This is a genomic window from Paracoccus sp. MC1862 (assembly GCF_016617715.1).
In the GTDB taxonomy this organism is placed as follows: domain Bacteria; phylum Pseudomonadota; class Alphaproteobacteria; order Rhodobacterales; family Rhodobacteraceae; genus Paracoccus.
In genome coordinates, this window is record NZ_CP067230.1 from 12944 (window position 1) to 29758 (window position 16815).

Annotated in this window: 13 protein-coding genes and 1 pseudogene; 7 read left to right on the forward strand and 7 right to left on the reverse strand. The window is 67.8% G+C overall.

Annotation, left to right across the window (positions count from 1 at the left end; genetic code table 11):
• Positions 1-53 precede the first annotated feature (53 nt).
• From JGR78_RS17735 to JGR78_RS17750, 4 genes are read right to left on the reverse strand one after another with little or no spacing between them, the layout of a single operon-like run.
• Positions 54-2507: a GNVR domain-containing protein gene (locus tag JGR78_RS17735; protein WP_182793178.1), complete on the reverse strand. Its 2454-nt coding sequence runs from the start codon at positions 2505-2507 to the stop codon at positions 54-56.
• Positions 2507-3496: a glycosyltransferase family 2 protein gene (locus JGR78_RS17740; protein WP_182805466.1), complete on the reverse strand. Its 990-nt coding sequence runs from the start codon at positions 3494-3496 to the stop codon at positions 2507-2509. The genes JGR78_RS17735 and JGR78_RS17740 overlap by 1 nt, the downstream gene beginning before the upstream one ends.
• Complete coding sequence (locus tag JGR78_RS17745) at positions 3493-4494, reverse strand: glycosyltransferase family 2 protein (RefSeq protein WP_182793176.1); 1002 nt, start codon at positions 4492-4494, stop codon at positions 3493-3495. The genes JGR78_RS17740 and JGR78_RS17745 overlap by 4 nt, the downstream gene beginning before the upstream one ends.
• Before the next feature lie 7 nt (positions 4495-4501).
• Complete coding sequence (locus JGR78_RS17750; protein WP_182793175.1) at positions 4502-5677, reverse strand: glycosyltransferase; 1176 nt, start codon at positions 5675-5677, stop codon at positions 4502-4504.
• A gap of 618 nt (positions 5678-6295) precedes the next feature.
• On the opposite strand from JGR78_RS17750, the gene JGR78_RS17755 reads away from it, so the two are divergent.
• Both JGR78_RS17755 and JGR78_RS17760 read left to right on the forward strand, forming a co-directional pair.
• Positions 6296-7396, forward strand: coding sequence for a cellulase family glycosylhydrolase (locus JGR78_RS17755; RefSeq protein ID WP_182793174.1), 1101 nt, complete (start codon positions 6296-6298; stop codon positions 7394-7396).
• 17 nt (positions 7397-7413) lie between these two features.
• The gene (locus JGR78_RS17760) at positions 7414-8706 is read left to right on the forward strand and encodes a hypothetical protein (protein ID WP_182805464.1); all 1293 of its coding nucleotides are present in this window, start codon (positions 7414-7416) and stop codon (positions 8704-8706) included.
• Positions 8707-9002: 296 nt separating this feature from the next.
• On the opposite strand, the gene JGR78_RS17765 is transcribed toward JGR78_RS17760, so the two are convergent.
• Positions 9003-9308: a chromosome partitioning protein ParB gene (locus JGR78_RS17765; protein ID WP_182805462.1), complete on the reverse strand. Its 306-nt coding sequence runs from the start codon at positions 9306-9308 to the stop codon at positions 9003-9005.
• Positions 9308-9970 (reverse strand): ParA family protein, encoded by a 663-nt coding sequence (locus tag JGR78_RS17770; protein ID WP_182805460.1) that lies wholly within the window; start codon positions 9968-9970, stop codon positions 9308-9310. The genes JGR78_RS17765 and JGR78_RS17770 overlap by 1 nt, the downstream gene beginning before the upstream one ends.
• Positions 9971-10352: 382 nt before the next feature.
• Between JGR78_RS17770 and JGR78_RS17775 the strand changes: the two genes are divergently transcribed.
• From JGR78_RS17775 to JGR78_RS17795, 5 genes and pseudogenes are all read left to right on the forward strand, one after another.
• Positions 10353-10991 (forward strand): recombinase family protein, encoded by a 639-nt coding sequence (locus JGR78_RS17775; protein WP_182805458.1) that lies wholly within the window; start codon positions 10353-10355, stop codon positions 10989-10991.
• A 6-nt stretch (positions 10992-10997) separates the two neighbouring features.
• Positions 10998-11440 (forward strand): annotated as a pseudogene (locus JGR78_RS17780) (DDE-type integrase/transposase/recombinase); the annotation flags it as partial.
• Positions 11441-11889: 449 nt separating this feature from the next.
• Positions 11890-12726, forward strand: a complete 837-nt coding sequence (locus JGR78_RS17785; protein WP_182805456.1) for a universal stress protein — start codon at positions 11890-11892, stop codon at positions 12724-12726.
• Positions 12727-12956: 230 nt separating this feature from the next.
• A complete protein-coding gene (locus tag JGR78_RS17790; protein WP_182805454.1) occupies positions 12957-14033 on the forward strand; it encodes a glycosyltransferase in 1077 nt (358 codons plus the stop codon).
• A 79-nt stretch (positions 14034-14112) separates the two neighbouring features.
• Positions 14113-15126, forward strand: coding sequence for a glycosyltransferase family 2 protein (locus JGR78_RS17795; protein WP_182805452.1), 1014 nt, complete (start codon positions 14113-14115; stop codon positions 15124-15126).
• Between the two features lie 68 nt (positions 15127-15194).
• Here JGR78_RS17795 and JGR78_RS17800 read toward each other — a convergent pair whose 3' ends face one another.
• Positions 15195-16682 carry a lipopolysaccharide biosynthesis protein gene (locus JGR78_RS17800; RefSeq protein WP_182805450.1) on the reverse strand — a complete coding sequence of 496 codons (1488 nt, stop codon included), beginning with the start codon at positions 16680-16682 and terminating at the stop codon, positions 15195-15197.
• Positions 16683-16815 lie beyond the last annotated feature (133 nt).

Here is a 16815-nt window from a genome sequence, read left to right on the forward strand (position 1 = left end):
TGGCAATAGTATACCAGAGGTTGCGCCAAGGAAGTTAAAAAATAGTTAAAGTTTTATGGTTCCCCGCGGCGACGCAGCGTGAGACGGCTCTTCGAGCGGCCGAGGTAGTTTTCCATCGCCTCGGGCATCAGGAATGACCGCAGCTTCCGCAGGTTGACCCGGTCATAGACCACGCCAAGGCAGTTCGCCTCAAGTTCGGGCTCTTCGGCCAGAACCGTTTCGACCATGCTGCGCGGGGTCCGGCCCCATTCCCCGACGATCAGGAAGCGCGGCAGCTCGTGCAGGATCGCCCGGCCCTGGGCCACGGGGTAAAGCGGCGGCACGTCCACGATCACGCGGCTGAACTCGTGGCAGGCATCCTCGACGATCTGGCCCAGCAGCTTGCCGGTCATCAGGTCGTCCGAAGCTCCGCCCGCGGTCGATCCGCAGGGCAGGACATTGACGTTGGTGTTGGCGATGCCGACCAGCATGCTTTCCCAATCGCCGCGCCCCGCCACCGCGTCGGTCAGCCCCGGCCGCTGGTCGAGGCCCAGCATCCTGCTGAGGCCGCGGCCCCGGCTGTCGGTGTCGATCAGCAGGACCGATTGCAGCCCAACCCCAAGCTGGCCGGCCAGGTTGAAGGCGACCAGAGACCGCCCCTCGTAGGGATGGAACGACGTGACCCCGGTCACCGGCATCGGGCTGCCGGATGCCTCAGTGGCCAGCCGGACATGGCGCAGGGTTTCGGCATAAACCGAGTCGGGGAAATGCAGCACCGGCACCGGCACATTGATGACCGGCGGTTTCGGCTTCGACAGGACCGGAAGCATCTCGCCCCGTTTCGCCGCCTGCGGCGCGGCCGAAATGCGGGGCACGGGCCTCGATTCAGGCAGTGCGACCTTTCCGGCGCGAAGCCGGCGGACCCGCGGCAGCACCGGCAGGTGGCCCAGGAAGCGCAGCGCCGACCGGTCGGTCACGTCGCTGGCGGTCCGCAGCATCCGCTCGCGGCCTTCTCTCAGCGCGGCAAGCGCCAGGCCCCCGAACAGCCCCAGCAGGGTCGCGGCCAGCGTCGTGCGCAGCACCGCGGGCCCCGAAGGCACCGCCGGAACCTGCGCATAGGACAGGATCCGCACGTTCGAGACCGGGAAGGACTGCTGCTGCTCGATCTCCTGCGAGCGGGTGAGCGTCTGCTGGTACAGCGCCGACAGGGTTGCGGCCTCTTCCTGCAGGGCGCGCAGGCGGACGAAATTGGCGGCCTGGGCGCTGTTCCTCTGCGAGGCCTGGTTGACGCTTTGCTGCAGGGCCTCGACCCGGGCACGGGCCACGTCGAGGGCACTCTGTGCCTCGGCGCGCATGGCCTCAAGCTCGACGAACAGGCGTTCGGCCGTGCTGGCCAGGGTCTGGCGCAGGCCCGCCACCTGCGGATGGTTCGGCCCCGACGAGGCCAGCAGGCGCTGCAGCCGGGCGCGGACGTCGTTGTAGTTGTCCAGCCGCGAGCGCAGTTCCTCGGACATGTCGCCGCCGATGGCCAGCGAGCTGCTGCTGTCGGTCAGCCCCTCGACACCCCCCGCGACCGCGCGGTCATAGGTGTCCAGCACCGCCTGGGCACGGGCGGCGTCGGTCAGGGCGACAGTCAGGCCCGAGTTCAGCTCGTTCAGCGCCTGTTCGGTCAGCAGCCCGCCCGAGGAGAACTCGACCAGCCCGTTCGCGGCGGCAAAGCGTTCGGCCGCGTTGGCGGCGGCCTGCGCCTGCGTCTGCAGCTCGTCCAGGCGGCCGCGCATCCAGGCGTTGGTCTGGCCCACCGATTCCGCGTTGGTGACCAGGATGTCCTGCACATAGGCGTCGGCATAGGCGTTGGCGGCCTCGGCCGCGATAAAGGGATCATGCGAGCTGAAGCTGACCGCCACGGCCGAGCTTTGCCCGACCCGGTAGATTTCCATTCCCCCCTGCAGCCGCATCGCGGCCAGGCGCCGCTCGGGGTCGATCGGGGCGACCGAGGGATCGCCGAAGCTGGTCGCCGAGGGCAGCGCGGCAGGGTCGATGACCGGGGTCGAGGAAGTCAGCGCCGTGATCCGGTCCTGGACCCAGGCGATCGGGGCCAGCAGCGTGCCCATGACCCGGCCGACCAGGTTCGAGAACCCCGATTCCGGCGGGTTCATGAAGGACGGATTGGCCTGCAGCCCGGTCCGGTCCAGCACGTCATAGGCCAGCTTTTCCGATTCAAGGACGACGCGCGCATTCTCGATGCGGTCGGACGGCAGCACGGCGGTGTCGATGCCGCCCGCCTGCTGGACCGATCGGTTGACGTTGCTGTCCAGCAGCAGGCTGGAGAAAGCCTCGTAGGTCGCGGGCTTGGAGGCGGCATAGGCCAGCCCCAACCCGCCCAGCAGCACGGCCGGCAGCAGGATGGTCCGGCGCTGCCGGCGCATCGCCACCATCACCCGGCGCAGGTCGATGGTCTGGACCTGCGCAGCCTGGCTTGCGCCATAGGGACTGGCCAGTTCAAACGGCTTCAGGTCGCGCGGCATCAGTTTTCCTTTGGTGCGTGTCGGGGGGCGGGATCTGTCCGACCGGGCGCCGTTCCATAGATTTCAATCTGCGGCGCCCCGCCGAGATGGGCCGCCGCGCCGACATGCAGGGCCGCCCGCATGATCTGGCGGTTGCGCCAGGCGGGCCGGGCCGCCCCCAGCAGGGCCAGCCCGCCGCAGGCCATGGCCTTGGCGGCGGCCACCCCCGCCGCGCCGAGCCGTCCCCCCCGCGAGCGGCCGCGGGCGATCAGGCTGGCATGGGTCTGACCCATGCGGTAGCGCCGCCGCAGAAGCCATGCAAGACGGGCACGGTCGGGTGGCACGTCCTCGTGAACGACGGCGTCAGGCGCAAAGCCGATCCGGCCGCCGGCGGCGAGGAAATCGGCGAAGAAGGCGCTGTCCTCCCCGCCCGAACGGCCGCGGGACAGGTCGAAGCGCAGGTCCCGGGCGGCCGGGTCGGCCAGGTCGATCAGGATGTTGCCGCTGTAGCCCGACAGGACCGCCCCGTCCTTTCCGAAGACCGGCAGCGTGTCATGGGCGCGGGCGCGGTCCATCCAGCCCGGCGCGCCGGCAGGATAATGGGCCTGCACCGGGCCCAGGACGGCGCCGGTCCCTGCCCCGGACTGCTGCCCTGCCTTCCAGGCCGCGACGAGGCGGGCGAGCCATGCGGGCTCGGCCCTTTCGTCGTCGTCCAGATAGACCAGAAACCGCGCGCCTGTGGCGTGGGCATGATCCAGCAGCGCGTTGCGGGCGATCGAGATATTCGCCTCGGGCGCGTGCAGATAGGTGATGGGCAGCGGATGGGTGGCGGCGACCTCCTGCACCCGGTCCCGCGCCGAGGGGGTGCAGTCGTTGTCGGCGATGGCGATCGACACGGGCAACCCGCAGGGGTCAAGCCGCGCCAGCGAGTCGAGCGTCGCGGCAAGCTCGGGGCGGCGGAAGGTGCAGATGCCGACCAGCACCGCGTCGCGCAGAACGGGATTGCTCATGTGGCGGCCCTTGCCGGAACGGTCTCGCGCCGGGAAAGCCATTGCCGCCAGAAACCTGCCGACCAGGCCATGTGCATCGTCCCCGCGACCAGGCCCGCCAGCAGCCCGTCGGGCCTTTTCGTCTGCATCGAGATGACCACGCCCCCGGCCAGGCAAGCCAGCACCCACAGGACAGAGGGCAGCACGAAGACCACGCTGAAGGGCGCCAGCGGCACCAGCGCCGCCGCCGGGGCCAGCATCGCCGCAAGGGCCTGCCGCGCCGCCGGCCGGGCGTTGTGCTTGATGAGGTTGCGCGCCCGGCCGCGGCCGAAATTGTAATACTGCCGCATCAGCGCCCGGATGCTCTGCCGCGGGAAATAGGTCAGGCGGGTCCGGGAGGTCAGCCAGATGCGGCGCCCCGCCGCGGACAGGCGGCGGTCCAGCTCGGCATCCTCGTTGTGGCTGAAGCTTTCGTCATAGCCGCCGACCTCGCGGAAGGCGGCGACCTGCATCAGCGCGTGATGGCCGTGATCGACCCAGGCATCGCCCCCCGCCAGCCGGTGCGCCGAGCCACCGTTGCCAAAGGGCGAGTTCTGGGCGTCGGCGATGATCCGCTGCAGGAAGCCTTGCCCTTCGGCATGCATCGAGACGACCACGCTGGCCGCGCCCGTGCGCCGGGCCTCGGCCAGCAGGACATCGCCGTAATCGGCGGGATAGGTGCTGTGGGCGTCAAGGCGCAGAAGCCATTCCGCCCCCTGGCCGAAGCGCTCGACGGCAAGGTTCACGGCCGCCGCCTGCAGCCGCCGGGGGTTGTGCAGCAGGCGGATGCGCCGGTGGTCGGCGGCGCGGCGGCGGACGATGTCGCAGGTCGCATCGCGCGAGCCGCCGTCGGCCACCACGACCAGCCCGTCGGCGCGTTCGGCGAAGGCCACGGCGAAATCGAGCACGCCCGCGATATGCGCCGCCTCGTTGAGGGTGGGGATGACGATCAGCACTTTGGGGTCGGGAAACATGGGCATGGCGATGCTATCCGGTGATCGCGGGGACGGGGGCGGTTCTGGCCGCAGGGACGGGGGAAGCGCCGCAGATGGCCGCGGTCAGGCGCCGGCATTCGGCCCTGTCCATTTCCAGCCGGTCGCGGGGAATGGCAGCCACCGCCCCGCGCAGCCTTGCAAGCCCGACCGGGTCCAGCGCCGACAGCGCCCCTGCCACGGCCTCGGGGCCGGGGTCGGCGACAACCACGCCGCAATCCCAGCCGGCGACCCGGCGCGCGACCTCGGTTCCCTCCAGCGCGACCGGGACGGCGCCGTTCAGGCAGCCCTCGTACAGCCGGTTGGGCAGCAGCCAGTCCGAGTTCTGCCCGGCCTGGTAGCGGTCGATCAGCCAGGCCACGTCGACGCCCCCGTAGATCGCGGGCAGGTCGCCGGGCCAGTCATAGGGGCCGCGGAACTCCATGTCGGGGTTGGCGCCGATGATGGCGTGGAAATCCGGCATCACGTCCAGCGCCGGGCGCCCGCGCAGCACCACGCGGAACCGCCCCGGCCGCGACCGGGTGAGCCGGTCGAGCGTCTTCAGCGACCAGTCATCGCGCAGCATCCCGAACCAGCCGATGACCAGGGGGCCGCCTTCCTCAAGCCCGCCGGGGGCGGGACCGGCCTGGCGGGGACCGGCATCGGGGCGGGCGAAGGGCTTGTTCTCGACCAGCAGGGCCGGCAGGTCGGGCTGGCCATGGGGGCGCAGGTAGCGGGCGGCGAAGGCGGGCGAGGACAGCACCACCAGCGCGGCCCGGCGCATCAGCCCGGCCTCGACCCGGCGCAGGCTGCGGGCGACGGCCCCCTGCCCCAGCATCATGCCGTGGATGTCCAGAAGCTCGTAGACCAGCCGGGCGCGGCCCTTGCGGGCGCGCACCAGCCTTGCGCCAAGAGCCAGCATCTCGAGGTTGCGGGCCAGCACGACCTCGGGTTCGCCATGGCCGTCCGGGGGCGGGACCCGCCGGGCAAGACCCGGCCATGCCGCCAGGATCGCGCGGACCCGCTGGCCCATGCGCGCGTTGACGGTGCGGCCCAGAACGATCGCGGGTTCGGCAAGCGGCCCATCCCCGCGACGGAAACCCGCGACCCGGACGCTGGCGCCGCCGCGGCGCAGCATCTCGACCCGCCGCCAGATCGACGGGTCATCGAGGTCATGGGCAAGATAGGTCACGTGCAATATCGTCTCCGGCAGAAAAAGCCGATGGAAATGGGTCAGAATATGGGCCGGGCCGGAGATCGGACTTGTCATCCCCAAGGCCCTGGCCAGTCTTCGCGCGTGATAGCGAACTGCACAACGGCGGAAAACCGCCAAACACCTCAAATTGTCTAAAGAGACAGGTGGCAGAATGGCACAGCGATCACCGGGGCGTCAGAACGGGAAAAAAGACCTGCAAGGATGCCGCCATTTCCGGTGTTGCGTTTTCCGCAGCCGCAACGCGCGCCCTGAAAGCCGGTTGTTAACGCATCATTCATAATTTCCCCCGGACGGCGCAGGAACGACCGCTTTCCGCGCGCAATCGAGGGGCAAAGATGGCCGACAACCTGCCGCCCGGGATTCCCGCAGACCCTGACAGGGGCGCTGGCCCCCGCCTGCCCGGCCATTCCCTTTCCGGCGGCCGGATGCCGCGCCCGGCGGGGGCCATGGCGGCCTGACCCCCGGCGGCACAACCACGACATCACCGCGGAAAGCGGCCGCGGGCCTTCGGGCCGGCGGCGGGCGATCCGCCACATTCCGGGGCCGCCGAACGGCAAGGCCCCTGAACCCTGCATCCACAAGGAAGAAAGACGCATGGCCTACGATCCCGACCTGAACGTGATCTTCGACGGCATGAACACACAATTCGCAGCCATCAAGGCGCGGCTGGACAAGCTGGAAAAGGGCGCGCCCGCGCCTGCCCCGGCCCCTGCACCCGCGCCTGCGCCGACCCCCGCACCGGCACCGGCCCCGACGATGAACCGGCAGGCGCTCGGCTTTGCGGTGCCGCGCAACGAGCTGGCGAAGAACCCGGCGGGGATGCTGGACCGCATCGCCGCCACCGGCGCCCGCATGATCCGCTTCGACTTCTATTGGGACCAGATCGAGCGCAGCCAGGGCGGCGCCTTCGACTGGGCCGGCGTCGAGGCGCTGGTGAACGCGGCCGGCCAGCGCGGTATCCAGGTGCTGGGCATCCTGACCGGGAAGCCCGCCTGGGGCAGCGATGAAAGCCTGAGCGATCCCGCCGACGCCGCCCGCTTCGGCCGCTTTGCCGGGGCCGCCGCCGCCAGGTTCGCGGGCCGGGTCGATCACTGGCAGATCTGGAACGAGCCCAACCTCAACCGCATGACGCCCGAGCGTTACGTGCCCGTGCTGAAGGCCGCCCATACGGAAATCAAGCGCGCCAATCCCAAGGCCTTTGTCGTGGGTGCGGGCCTGTCGGCCGTGCCCACGACCACTGGCGGCAGCATCGGCGTGCGCGACTGGGTGACGCGCTGCTATGCGCTTGGGGCCAAGGGTCATTACGACGCGCTGGCGATCCATCCTTACAGCTATCCCTTTGACCTGGAACATCCCGTGGACTGGACCGGCTGGGGCCAGACCGTGCGCGTCCTGCGCCCGCTGATGGACGCCAACGGCGAAAGCGCCAGGAAGATCTGGATCACCGAGGTCGGCCATCCGACCCGCGGCACCGCCAGCCTGACCGAGGCCGGACAGGCCAAGCTGCTGGCCGACCTGCCCGCCGCGATCCGCAAGCATCCGGGGATCGGCCCGTGCTTCTGGTATTCGCTGGACGACCGCGGCGGCGACACCGCCAACCCCGAGAACTGGTTCGGCCTTCACCGCCCCGACGGCATCGCCAAGCCGGCGCTGGCCGCGCTGCGGACGGCGGTCGCCGCCCTCGCCCAATCCTGATCCGACAGAGGACCCTGATGGCCCACGATCCCGACCTGGACCCCCTCCTCAAGGCCCTGCGCGACGCCGATGCGGCGCTGGCGCAGCGGCTCGACGGAATCGCCGCGCGGCTGGAGCGGCTGGAAGCCGCCCCGCCCGTGTCGGCGCCACCCGCGCCCGAGGCCCCGAAACCTGCCGAGCCGCTGCCCACTGAGGGCAGCCCGGCCGGCTTCAGCAAGATCGGCGAACTGAAGATCGACCGCAGGCTGACCTTCGACTGGTCCGCCTTCGACATCTACCTGCCCCAGTGGGGCGTCGGGCCGAAGTCGGTGGGCAGGCCCTCGCTTCTGGACTGGCAGGCGGACGGCTCGGTCATCGTCAATGCCGGCTTCGGCGAGCGCGACCCGGCCACCGGGCGCACCTGGCACACCGGCGCGATGCAGGGCCAGAACGGGATGCGGCACGCGCTTGGCCGCGTGGGCGCCGAGATCCACGTCACCCGGCCACATGCCGTCGCCGCCTTCTTCGGCCATGCCGACAACGCCAAGGAGATCGACTTCGAGCTGACCTTCCTTGACGGCAAGCCCGGCTGGTCGCCCGCGGTCCACATGCCCAAGGCGGGCGGCGGGCGGGTGTCGTCGTCCCGGCGGATCATGCGCCGGGCGCCGCTTGCGGACCGGGTCCAGCGGCTGGAATACGACCTGCGCCCGGATCGCTGCGACTTCTACTGCGACGGGGAAATCTTCGAGACGATCTACCCTGCCGACATGGCCGAGGGCGGCACCTGGGACACCACCACCGTGATGACGGTGTTCCTTTCGGTCGAGCATCACGAGGCTTGGGCGGGCTGGAGCGCGCAGGACTACGCCAGGGGCGCGCAGATGCGGGTCCATGCCGTGACGCCGAAGGCGGTCTGGATCGAGACCCCCGACAAGGCCCCCCTGCCCCGCCCGGTCGCCGGGGGCACGGCGGTCGATCCCGCGCCCCGCACGATCAACGGCGGGGCCTGGCTGTTCACGCAGAAGGAGGGATCGACCTCGGGCATCGCGACGGATGGCAGGACCGTCGTCATGGGCAAGACGGGGACGGGCGAGTCCAGCGCCCGGGCAACCTTTGCGGTGACGCCCGGCGTCCCGCACCGGGCCAGCTTCTCGGTGCAGGGCTACCTGTCCGTCACCGGGGCGGGCCAGGGCTGGGCCGGGTTGTCTTCGGGCAGCCATGTCCGCGACTTCGTCCCGTCAAAGGACAGCGAGACGATCACGATCTCGGCCAGCCGGGCCACGCTCAGCCAGATGACAGACCTGCGGATCGAGCCGGTCAGGGCCGCCTGATCCCACGCCCCCCGGGCATCCGGCTGACGATGCAAGACGTCCCCGCCCGGCCTGCCGGTGCGGGGACGTGGTCCTGTTCGGCGCTTGCGTCGGGCGGCAGGTTCCTGGGCGCGGGCTATCCTCGGAGGATGCGGGCGGACATGCCTGTCGGGAATCAGGCAAGTTGAAAGGCATCCGGCCATGGCACGAAGCCGGAAACCTTCAGCCAAGAAAAATCCGGTTTCAATGAATACCCGATATTTATAAAAACCAGATATTAAAAATTACCGGATTTTTTCTTAAACCCGGTCACTGCCTCAACCGGCTGTACCATCGCCTTGGCTGGCTTGGTAAAGCGCCCAGGCTTCCTCCAGCACCACGCCCTGCTGGACGCCGCGGCGGCGGGCCTCGGCCGCGATCGCTTCGGCGACATGGGGCAGCACCTTGGCATGGACCTGCCCCGTGCGCGGGCTGGGCTTGCGGCCGCGCCGCTTGACCGGATCGCGGTCGATGAAGCCCAGGTCCTCGCCGGCGCGGTCGGCACGCTCGACGGCGGCGGCGCTGCGGTCCTTTTCGCGCGACCTCAGCCGGCCCAGATCGACGCTGAAAGGCTTGCCCGTCATCACGCGCCCCCCTCGGCCAGCCGCGCATAAACCGCCTGCGCGAAGCTCTCGGCATTGCCGATGGCCGCAGTCATGTTGCCCTGCGCGGGCATCGTCCGCAGGTTGCCCCCGAACTCGAACAGGGCAGAGAATGCCGTCCGCTCCATCAGCGGCGGCTCGATCAGGTCGACGCCCTGTTCACGCAGCGAGGCCTCAATCCCGCTGTGCTGGCGCGAGCGCACCGCCCGCGTCATGGTGAAGACCACGGCATGGGGGATGCGGCGGTCCAGCGCCTCTTCTTCCTCCCGGATCAGTTGCAGGGCGCGCACGCCCACCGTCGCGTCCAGCGTGGTCGCCCGCATCGGGGTGATGACCAGGTCCGCCTGCGAGATCGCCCGGCTGACCAGCCGCGAGGCAACGCCTTCCAGATCGACGATGACGATCTGCCCGTCCAGGTCGTGGCGCTTGATGGTGCGGACGATCCCGGCCTCGTCGACATCGGACAGCACCGCGACCCGCGGCGGCAGCGGCCCGCGCCCGGCCCAGAGCGTCAGCGAACGGTTCGGGTCGCAGTCCAGCAGCGTGACGGCGGCGCCGGCATGGGCAAGCTCGGTCCCCAGAAGGACCGCGGCGGTGGATTTCCCGGCGCCGCCCTTGGGCGAGGCGATGACGACAGTGGGCATGAGGCTTATCCGATAATTTTCCTTACCGGATATATGAAGAAACCGGATATGCAATATCGCTTGGGGCAGGGCACGCCCGCCCTGTCCGGCAGGGGTATACCGTAGAAGGAGATTTACTTCGGACACCGTGGTGCGTCCGACTAGGATCGCTTTCAGTATTTTCGGACGCCAATGTGCGTGGGTCTGAACTCAAATCGTACAGGCTGGCTTTTTAATGGCCTCCTATGAGTATGCCCGTACTGTCTCCTGGGCACTGTTGCAAAGACTGGCTGTCCGGAACCGAAGGGTTGTGGACAGGTTCTGCAGGCACGTCCGTAATCTAGCCTGACCTTCTTCCGGGCGGGGGCAACGATCCGTACTCCCTTTATGGACGGAGCCGCCCATGTCGCGCACCTTCGCCTATGTCCGTGTGTCCACGGCGGGCCAAACGGCCGAGAACCAGATCCTCGAGATCGCGGCGGCGGGCTTTGCCGTCGAGCCGCAGCGGGTGGTCAGCGAGACGGTGTCGGGCTCGGAGGCGATCGCGCGACGTGCCGGCTTCTCCCGCCTCCTCAACCGCATGGAGCGTGGCGACGTGCTGGTGGTCACGCGGCTTGACCGGATGGGGCGTGACGCGATGGACGTCAGCGCCACGGTGGCGCGGCTCGCCGGCATGGGCGTGCGGGTGCACTGTCTGGCCTTGGGCGGGGTCGATCTGACCAGCTCGGCCGGCCGCATGACGATGGGGGTGATCAACGCGGTTGCGCAGTTCGAACGCGATCTCCTTGTCGAGCGCACCCAGTCGGGGCTCGCCCGGGCGCGGGCGCAGGGCAAGAGGCTGGGTCGGCCGCACGCGCTTGATCCAACGGCACGCGCAGCCGTTCTGGAGGGGCTTGCACGGGGCGAGAGCTTGTCTTCACTGGCCCGCCGGCACGGGACCAGCTGCCAGACGGTGATGCGCCTGCGCGACGCCGTGCAGGGCAAGGTCGGGGACGCGCGATGCATGGAGGTGGCACCCAGGGAGAACAGTGATGGCGGGTGACTTCAAATGGCGCCATTTCAGCGCAAGATCATCCTCTGGGCGGTACGCTGGTACTGCCGCTGCGGGATCAGTTGACGCGAACTGGAGGAGATGATGGCCGAGCGCGGCGTCACGGTCGATCACGCGACGATCTACCGCCGGGTGCAGGCCTGCGCCCCTGAGATCGAGCGCCGTCTGCGCTGGAACTGGAAGCGGCCCGGTCTGCGGCGGTCGTGGAAGGTGAACGAGACCTGCGTGAAGGCGAAGGGTCGCATCTCTACCGCGCCGTCACCGACGCCGGGCGGACCATCGACTTCTACCTTTCGCAGACGCGCAACGCGAAGACCGCCAACGCCACCCTCAAGGGCTTCGAGGTGATGCGGGCCCTCAAGAAGGGTCAGACGGCTCTATGGCAGTATCAGGACGGGGTCAGGGGCGAAGTCCGCCTCGTTGAGCGCGCCTTCGGCATCGGACCATCAGGGATCAGCAAGGCCATGCGGAAGTCCGAGGCGCAACTCACCAAGGCCGCTGCCTGAACCCGGCGATCAGGCTTCCGCTACCTCTTCCCAATCTTTGCAACAGTGTCCGCTTCAGCGCACCGTCGGCGTGAAGGCCCCTCGGCCATCGTCCGGCGGCTGAACATCGCCCGCTCATCGGTCTACAGGTTCCTGCCCGGGGCCGGACAGGAAGGGGAAAGATGATGCGGCAATCTGGCCATGGACAGCAGAGGGGTTTTCCCGCTCCATGGAACCGCGCCGGGGCCGCATGGTCCGGGCCCGCTGCGGCCATCCGGGGCAGCGGGTGCCCTTGGGTTGCCATGGTCCGCAGGCAGCCGGACAGTTGCACGGGGCCGGCGACCGGGGGCTGCGAGGTCCGGCGCGCGCCCCGAAAAGGACGAAACCGAGAAGGGAGATACTCGATGAACCGTGTCCGCACCGCCTACATGCCGCTCAACAGCTATCCCGAGGGGGCCTCGGCCGAGGCCGTGCAGGCCGCCGCCGGGCTGGCCGCGCCGCTGGGGGCGGGGCTGCATGTCACGACCTTCTCGGTGAAGATCCCGCCGATGAACGCGCGCCTGGGCAGCCGGATGCTGAACATCCCCGAGATGGCCCGCACCGCCGAGGAACAGAGCCGCGCCGAATGCCAGCGCCTTGCCGGCATCGTCCAGCAGATCGCCGCGTCGGGCGGCGCCGAGGTGAAGGAACGCCCCGCCGCGCCCGGCGAGGTTCTTGACGCCGCCGCCGACGAGGCGCGCTATTTCGACCTGTCCCTGCTGCCTTGGTCGGGCGAAAGCATGGCGCTGCAGGACCTGGCGCAGGCCGTCATCTTCGGGTCTGGCCGCCCCGCGGTCGTCGTGCCGCCGGCGGCCCGGGTGGAAAGGGTCGATCACATCGCGGTCGCCTGGGACGGCAGCCGGGCGGCCGCCCGCGCCCTGGGGGACGCGCTGGCGCTGGTCCCGCAGGGCTGCCGCATCACGGTCCTGACGGTCGAGGGCGAGAAGAAGCTTGAACGCCGGGGCCTGGCCGCGGCGCTGGCCTCCTCGCTGGAACGGCGCGGCTTTGCGGCGCAGGCGCGCGAGGTCACGCTGGGCAGGAAAGCGATCGGCGGGGCGCTGCAGGACGAGGCCCTGCAGGCGGGGGCCTCGCTGCTGGTCATGGGCGGCTTCGGCCATTCCCGCCTGCGCGACTTCATCCTGGGCGGCGCCACGCAGGGCATCTTCGTCGACCTTCGGGTTCCGGTGCTGATGTCTCATTGACGGCAGGGGGACGCTGACATCAAGGAGCAGGGGCGCGTCGCCTGCTCTGTCCCGCTCTGCGCCCTGTCGTGCCGCTGACGACCAAAAGGCAGAGTTGGCCTCACAGGCATTCCCGATGCGCGGCAAGGCGAACGGTTTGTCCTTCGCCTGTCGGCTGCATAGAACCGGACATGCGCGCGGCCACTTCGGTCGTGGGCACGATCAACTGACTCCTTTCTTCAGAGGTCCGCGTGAAGATCCTGCTTGCCAATGCCCATCCTTATCTTCCTCAAACAATGGGAGGGGCGCAATCCAGCATGCATGACCTTGCAGGCGAGTTCGCACGTCGCGGGCATGAGGTCAGCGTCTTGGGCGGGTTAACGAAACAGGGATGGGTCGGGCTGAAAAGTCGTGTTCAGCGAAAGCTTCAGCGGCGGAGATATTCACTCGATCATGGGTTGGGCTATCCCGTTTACCGCGCTTGGGATGCGGGAGAGGTTGTGGCCGATGTAGCGCGACACATGGGTGCCGATGTCGTCGTGCCGCAGTCTTGGCTTCCGATCCGGTTCGCACAGGCACTTCGTAGCGTAGACACCCGCGTCGTCATCTATCTGCGTAATGTCGAAGTTGAGGAACTGGGTGGTGACCCCCGCGATCTACAGGGCGTCTCCTATGTCGCTAATTCGCAGTTCACCGCGGCCCGCTGGAAAGAACTGCTGGGGATCGAGTCGGAAGTCGTCTATCCCCTGATCCGGCGCGAGAACTACGAGACCGAGACTACCCGCGATAATGTGACCTTCATCAATCCTTATCCTAAGAAAGGACTCGAAATTGCCTTGGGTGTTGCCGAACGATGCCCTGAAATTCCGTTTGTTTTTGTAGAATCTTGGAGGTTGCATCCCGAAAACATGAAACAGCTGAGGCTACGGCTCGCCCTGCTTCCCAATGTCACGCTAAAGCCACGTACCCGCGACATGAAATCTATCTATGGCAAGGCCAGAGTCGTACTCGCCCCCAGCCAGTGGGAGGAGGCTTTCGGCCGAATTGCGGTCGAGGCGCATTACAGTGGTATTCCGGTCGTGGCTTCTGCCCGTGGCGGGCTGCCCGAGGCGGTCGGACCCGGCGGCATCCTCATGGAACCGGTTGCGGGCGCGGATGCCTGGGCCAAGGCAGTCAGGAAGCTGTGGCACGATCAGGTGTTCTACGCCGAAAAGTCGAATGCGGCTCGGGATTACTCGATGCGCCCCGAGATGAACCGAACGGAACAGATCGATAAGCTGCTGGAAATCTTCTCCGGGGCAACCCGACTTGCTGCCGTGTCAGGGTAATAATCTCAAAAGGCATCGGATATTTGCAACGCTTGGTATCTGCATCAGAGGATCCCAACTGGGAACAGGAAGAACCCGAATGAACGTTGGTGTCGTCATCCCTTTCTATCAGCGTGAACCGGGCATCTTGCCACGCGCCCTGACCAGCATCCGCAGCCAGCGCCTGCCCCCGGACATCCAGGTCGAGGTGATCGTCGTGGACGATCATTCTCCAGTGCCTGCTGCCGAGGAAATGTCAGCCTTTGCCGATAGCGATCTCATCCGCTGGCATGTGATTTCGCAGCCGAATGCAGGCCCCGGCGCCGCCCGCAATACTGGCATCGATTGGCTGGAAAGCAAAGACATCCGTTATCTGGCGTTCTTGGATTCAGACGACGAATGGCGACCTGATCACCTGATCAATGCCCTGACTGCTCTGGAAGGAGGAGGGGATTTCTACTTCTCCGATCATAGCCGCACGGGCGACTGCGACAGCTATTTCAACGATGACAAGGACGTTCGTCCAACGATGCACGGCATCAAAGCAGCCCATGTGATGCTGGACGGGGGCGGGGCACGGATATTCGCGCCAAATGCGATCAACGATGCAATGCTGGAAAACTACCTCTCGCAGACCTCGACTGTCGTGCTGCGGCGTGCGGCCTTGGGCAATCTGCGCTTCGACCCAGAGCTACGCCACGCCGGCGAAGACTACATGTTATGGATCCAGTTGGCGCTGAACGGGGTACGCATCTGCATCTCGGACGAGATCGAGGTTGTTTGCGGGACGGGGATCAACATGTGTCATGGTTCCTATGACTGGGATTCCAAGGACGCCCTAACCCGCCTGTCCGGCGAGATCGTCTTTCACCAGAAGCTGAATAGGCTGTCGCTGGGTACGGCACGCTCAAAGGTGCGAAAAAAACTGCAGGAATGCCGCCGCATTTATGCCTATCTGCTGCTCAGGCAAATGGCAAAGCGCAACCTGCCGGCGCGAACCGGTCTGTCACAGGTGATGCGTCATGATCCGCTGCTGGCTGTACAAGCACCGCTGTTGATTGCCCGCTTTCTGTTGCAGGACCGTCGCCGACTAGCTTTATCTGACAGCCGATAGGACGCCTGTTTTCGGCCAGCCGAGATAGCCGACTTAAGGAATGAGCGTTGGTTCGGCCGAGAAGCCTTTTACCCAACCACAGCCTGCCTGCGGCGCAGCAGTTGCAGGCATTCCCGTAGCGTGGCGCGGCCCGGTGCGAACAGCGCCGCGAAGGCGATGACCATCAGGTAGGACAGAACCGTCCCCAGGACGAGGGCCGGTAAGGGGTCCTGCGGCAGATGGGGGCGCAGCGCCCAAAGGACGCCCACCGCCAGATGCGCGCCGACCACAAAAGGAAAGGCCACCCGCGTCACGTCCTTGGCCCCGACAGGCCCGCGCTTTCCGATGTAGAACCACAAAAAGGGCGTCCGCACATATTCGCTGACCGCATAGGCCAGCGCCACGCCAAAGGCCCCGTAGGGCAGGCCGATCACGAAGGCCACGATCGAGGTCAGGGCCACGAAGATGCCCCAGCGCATGAACTCGGTCGAGCGGCCCTGGCTGATGAACAGCCAACCCGAGGGATTGTTGAGCGGCTGCAGCAGCCCCGCAAAGCCAAGCGCCTGAAAGATGACGGCGCTGCCGACCCATTGCTGGCCCAGGGCAAAGGGCACCAGGATGTCGGCCAGGGCGACGGCCAGCGCCACGCCCGGCAGCGTCACCAGCAGAAGGATGGGGATGACCCGCAGGAAGGCGCTCCGGTAACGGTCAGGCTGGTCCGTCATCCGCGACAGCGCCGGCACCATGACCCTGGACAGCGGGTTGGTGACCTGCTGCAGCGGGAACAGCAGCAGCCTGTAGGCGCGGTCGTAAAGCCCCAACTCCTCGTTGCCGCGGTAGCGGCCGATCAGGATGTTGTCGAGGTTGCGGGAAAAGAAGTTGGCGAAGTTGAAGCCGGTGATCCCGGCGCCGAAATGGACAAGGCTTCCCGCCCCCGGCATCCAGCGCGGCAGGCCCGGCCGCCAGCGCGACAGCATCCACCCCCCCGCAAGGCCCACCAGCGCCGTTGCCATGCCGCCGGCATAAAGCGCCCAGAAGGTCGGATCGACCAGCGCCCAGATCACGGACACCGCCAGCCCCAGAACCGCGCTCAGGCCGTCGAGGATCGCGATGCGGCCGAATTCCATCCTGCGGTTGAGAAGGGCAAGATGCTGCCCGGTGCCGCCGACAAGGACAAGCTGCAGGCTCATCGCCGCGACCAGCACGCCGGCCCGCGGGTCGCCGTAGAACCGCGTGACAAGCGGCCATGCCAGCACCATCAGAGCCGCCAGAAGCATGCTGATGGCCAGGTTCAGCCAGAAAAGCGTGTTCACCTCGCCATGGGTGATGTTCTTCTTCTGGACCGTCGCCTGGGTCAGCCCAAGGTCCTGGAACAGCCCGATGAACGCCATCACGGGCGCGGCCATGGCGACGATGCCGAAATGCTCGGGCGTGAGCAGGCGCGACAGGACGATGACCGAGGCGAACTGGCAGGCGAGCCGGACGGCCTGCGAGCCGCCGGTCACCAGCGCCCCCCGTCCGACCGACCGGCCGAGCGATCCCGAGGGCGGATCAAAGACTGTGCTGTCGGCTGCCACGCGCCACCTTTCCGAAACGGTGCCCGCGTGCCCCGGCGTTTCCTGAACCGGGCGCGGGCCGATCACCTGACCGCGATGGCGGCCTTATCGCAAACGCGCGGGACAGGCGAGGGCGAAGGGTCGGGGCTTTCCC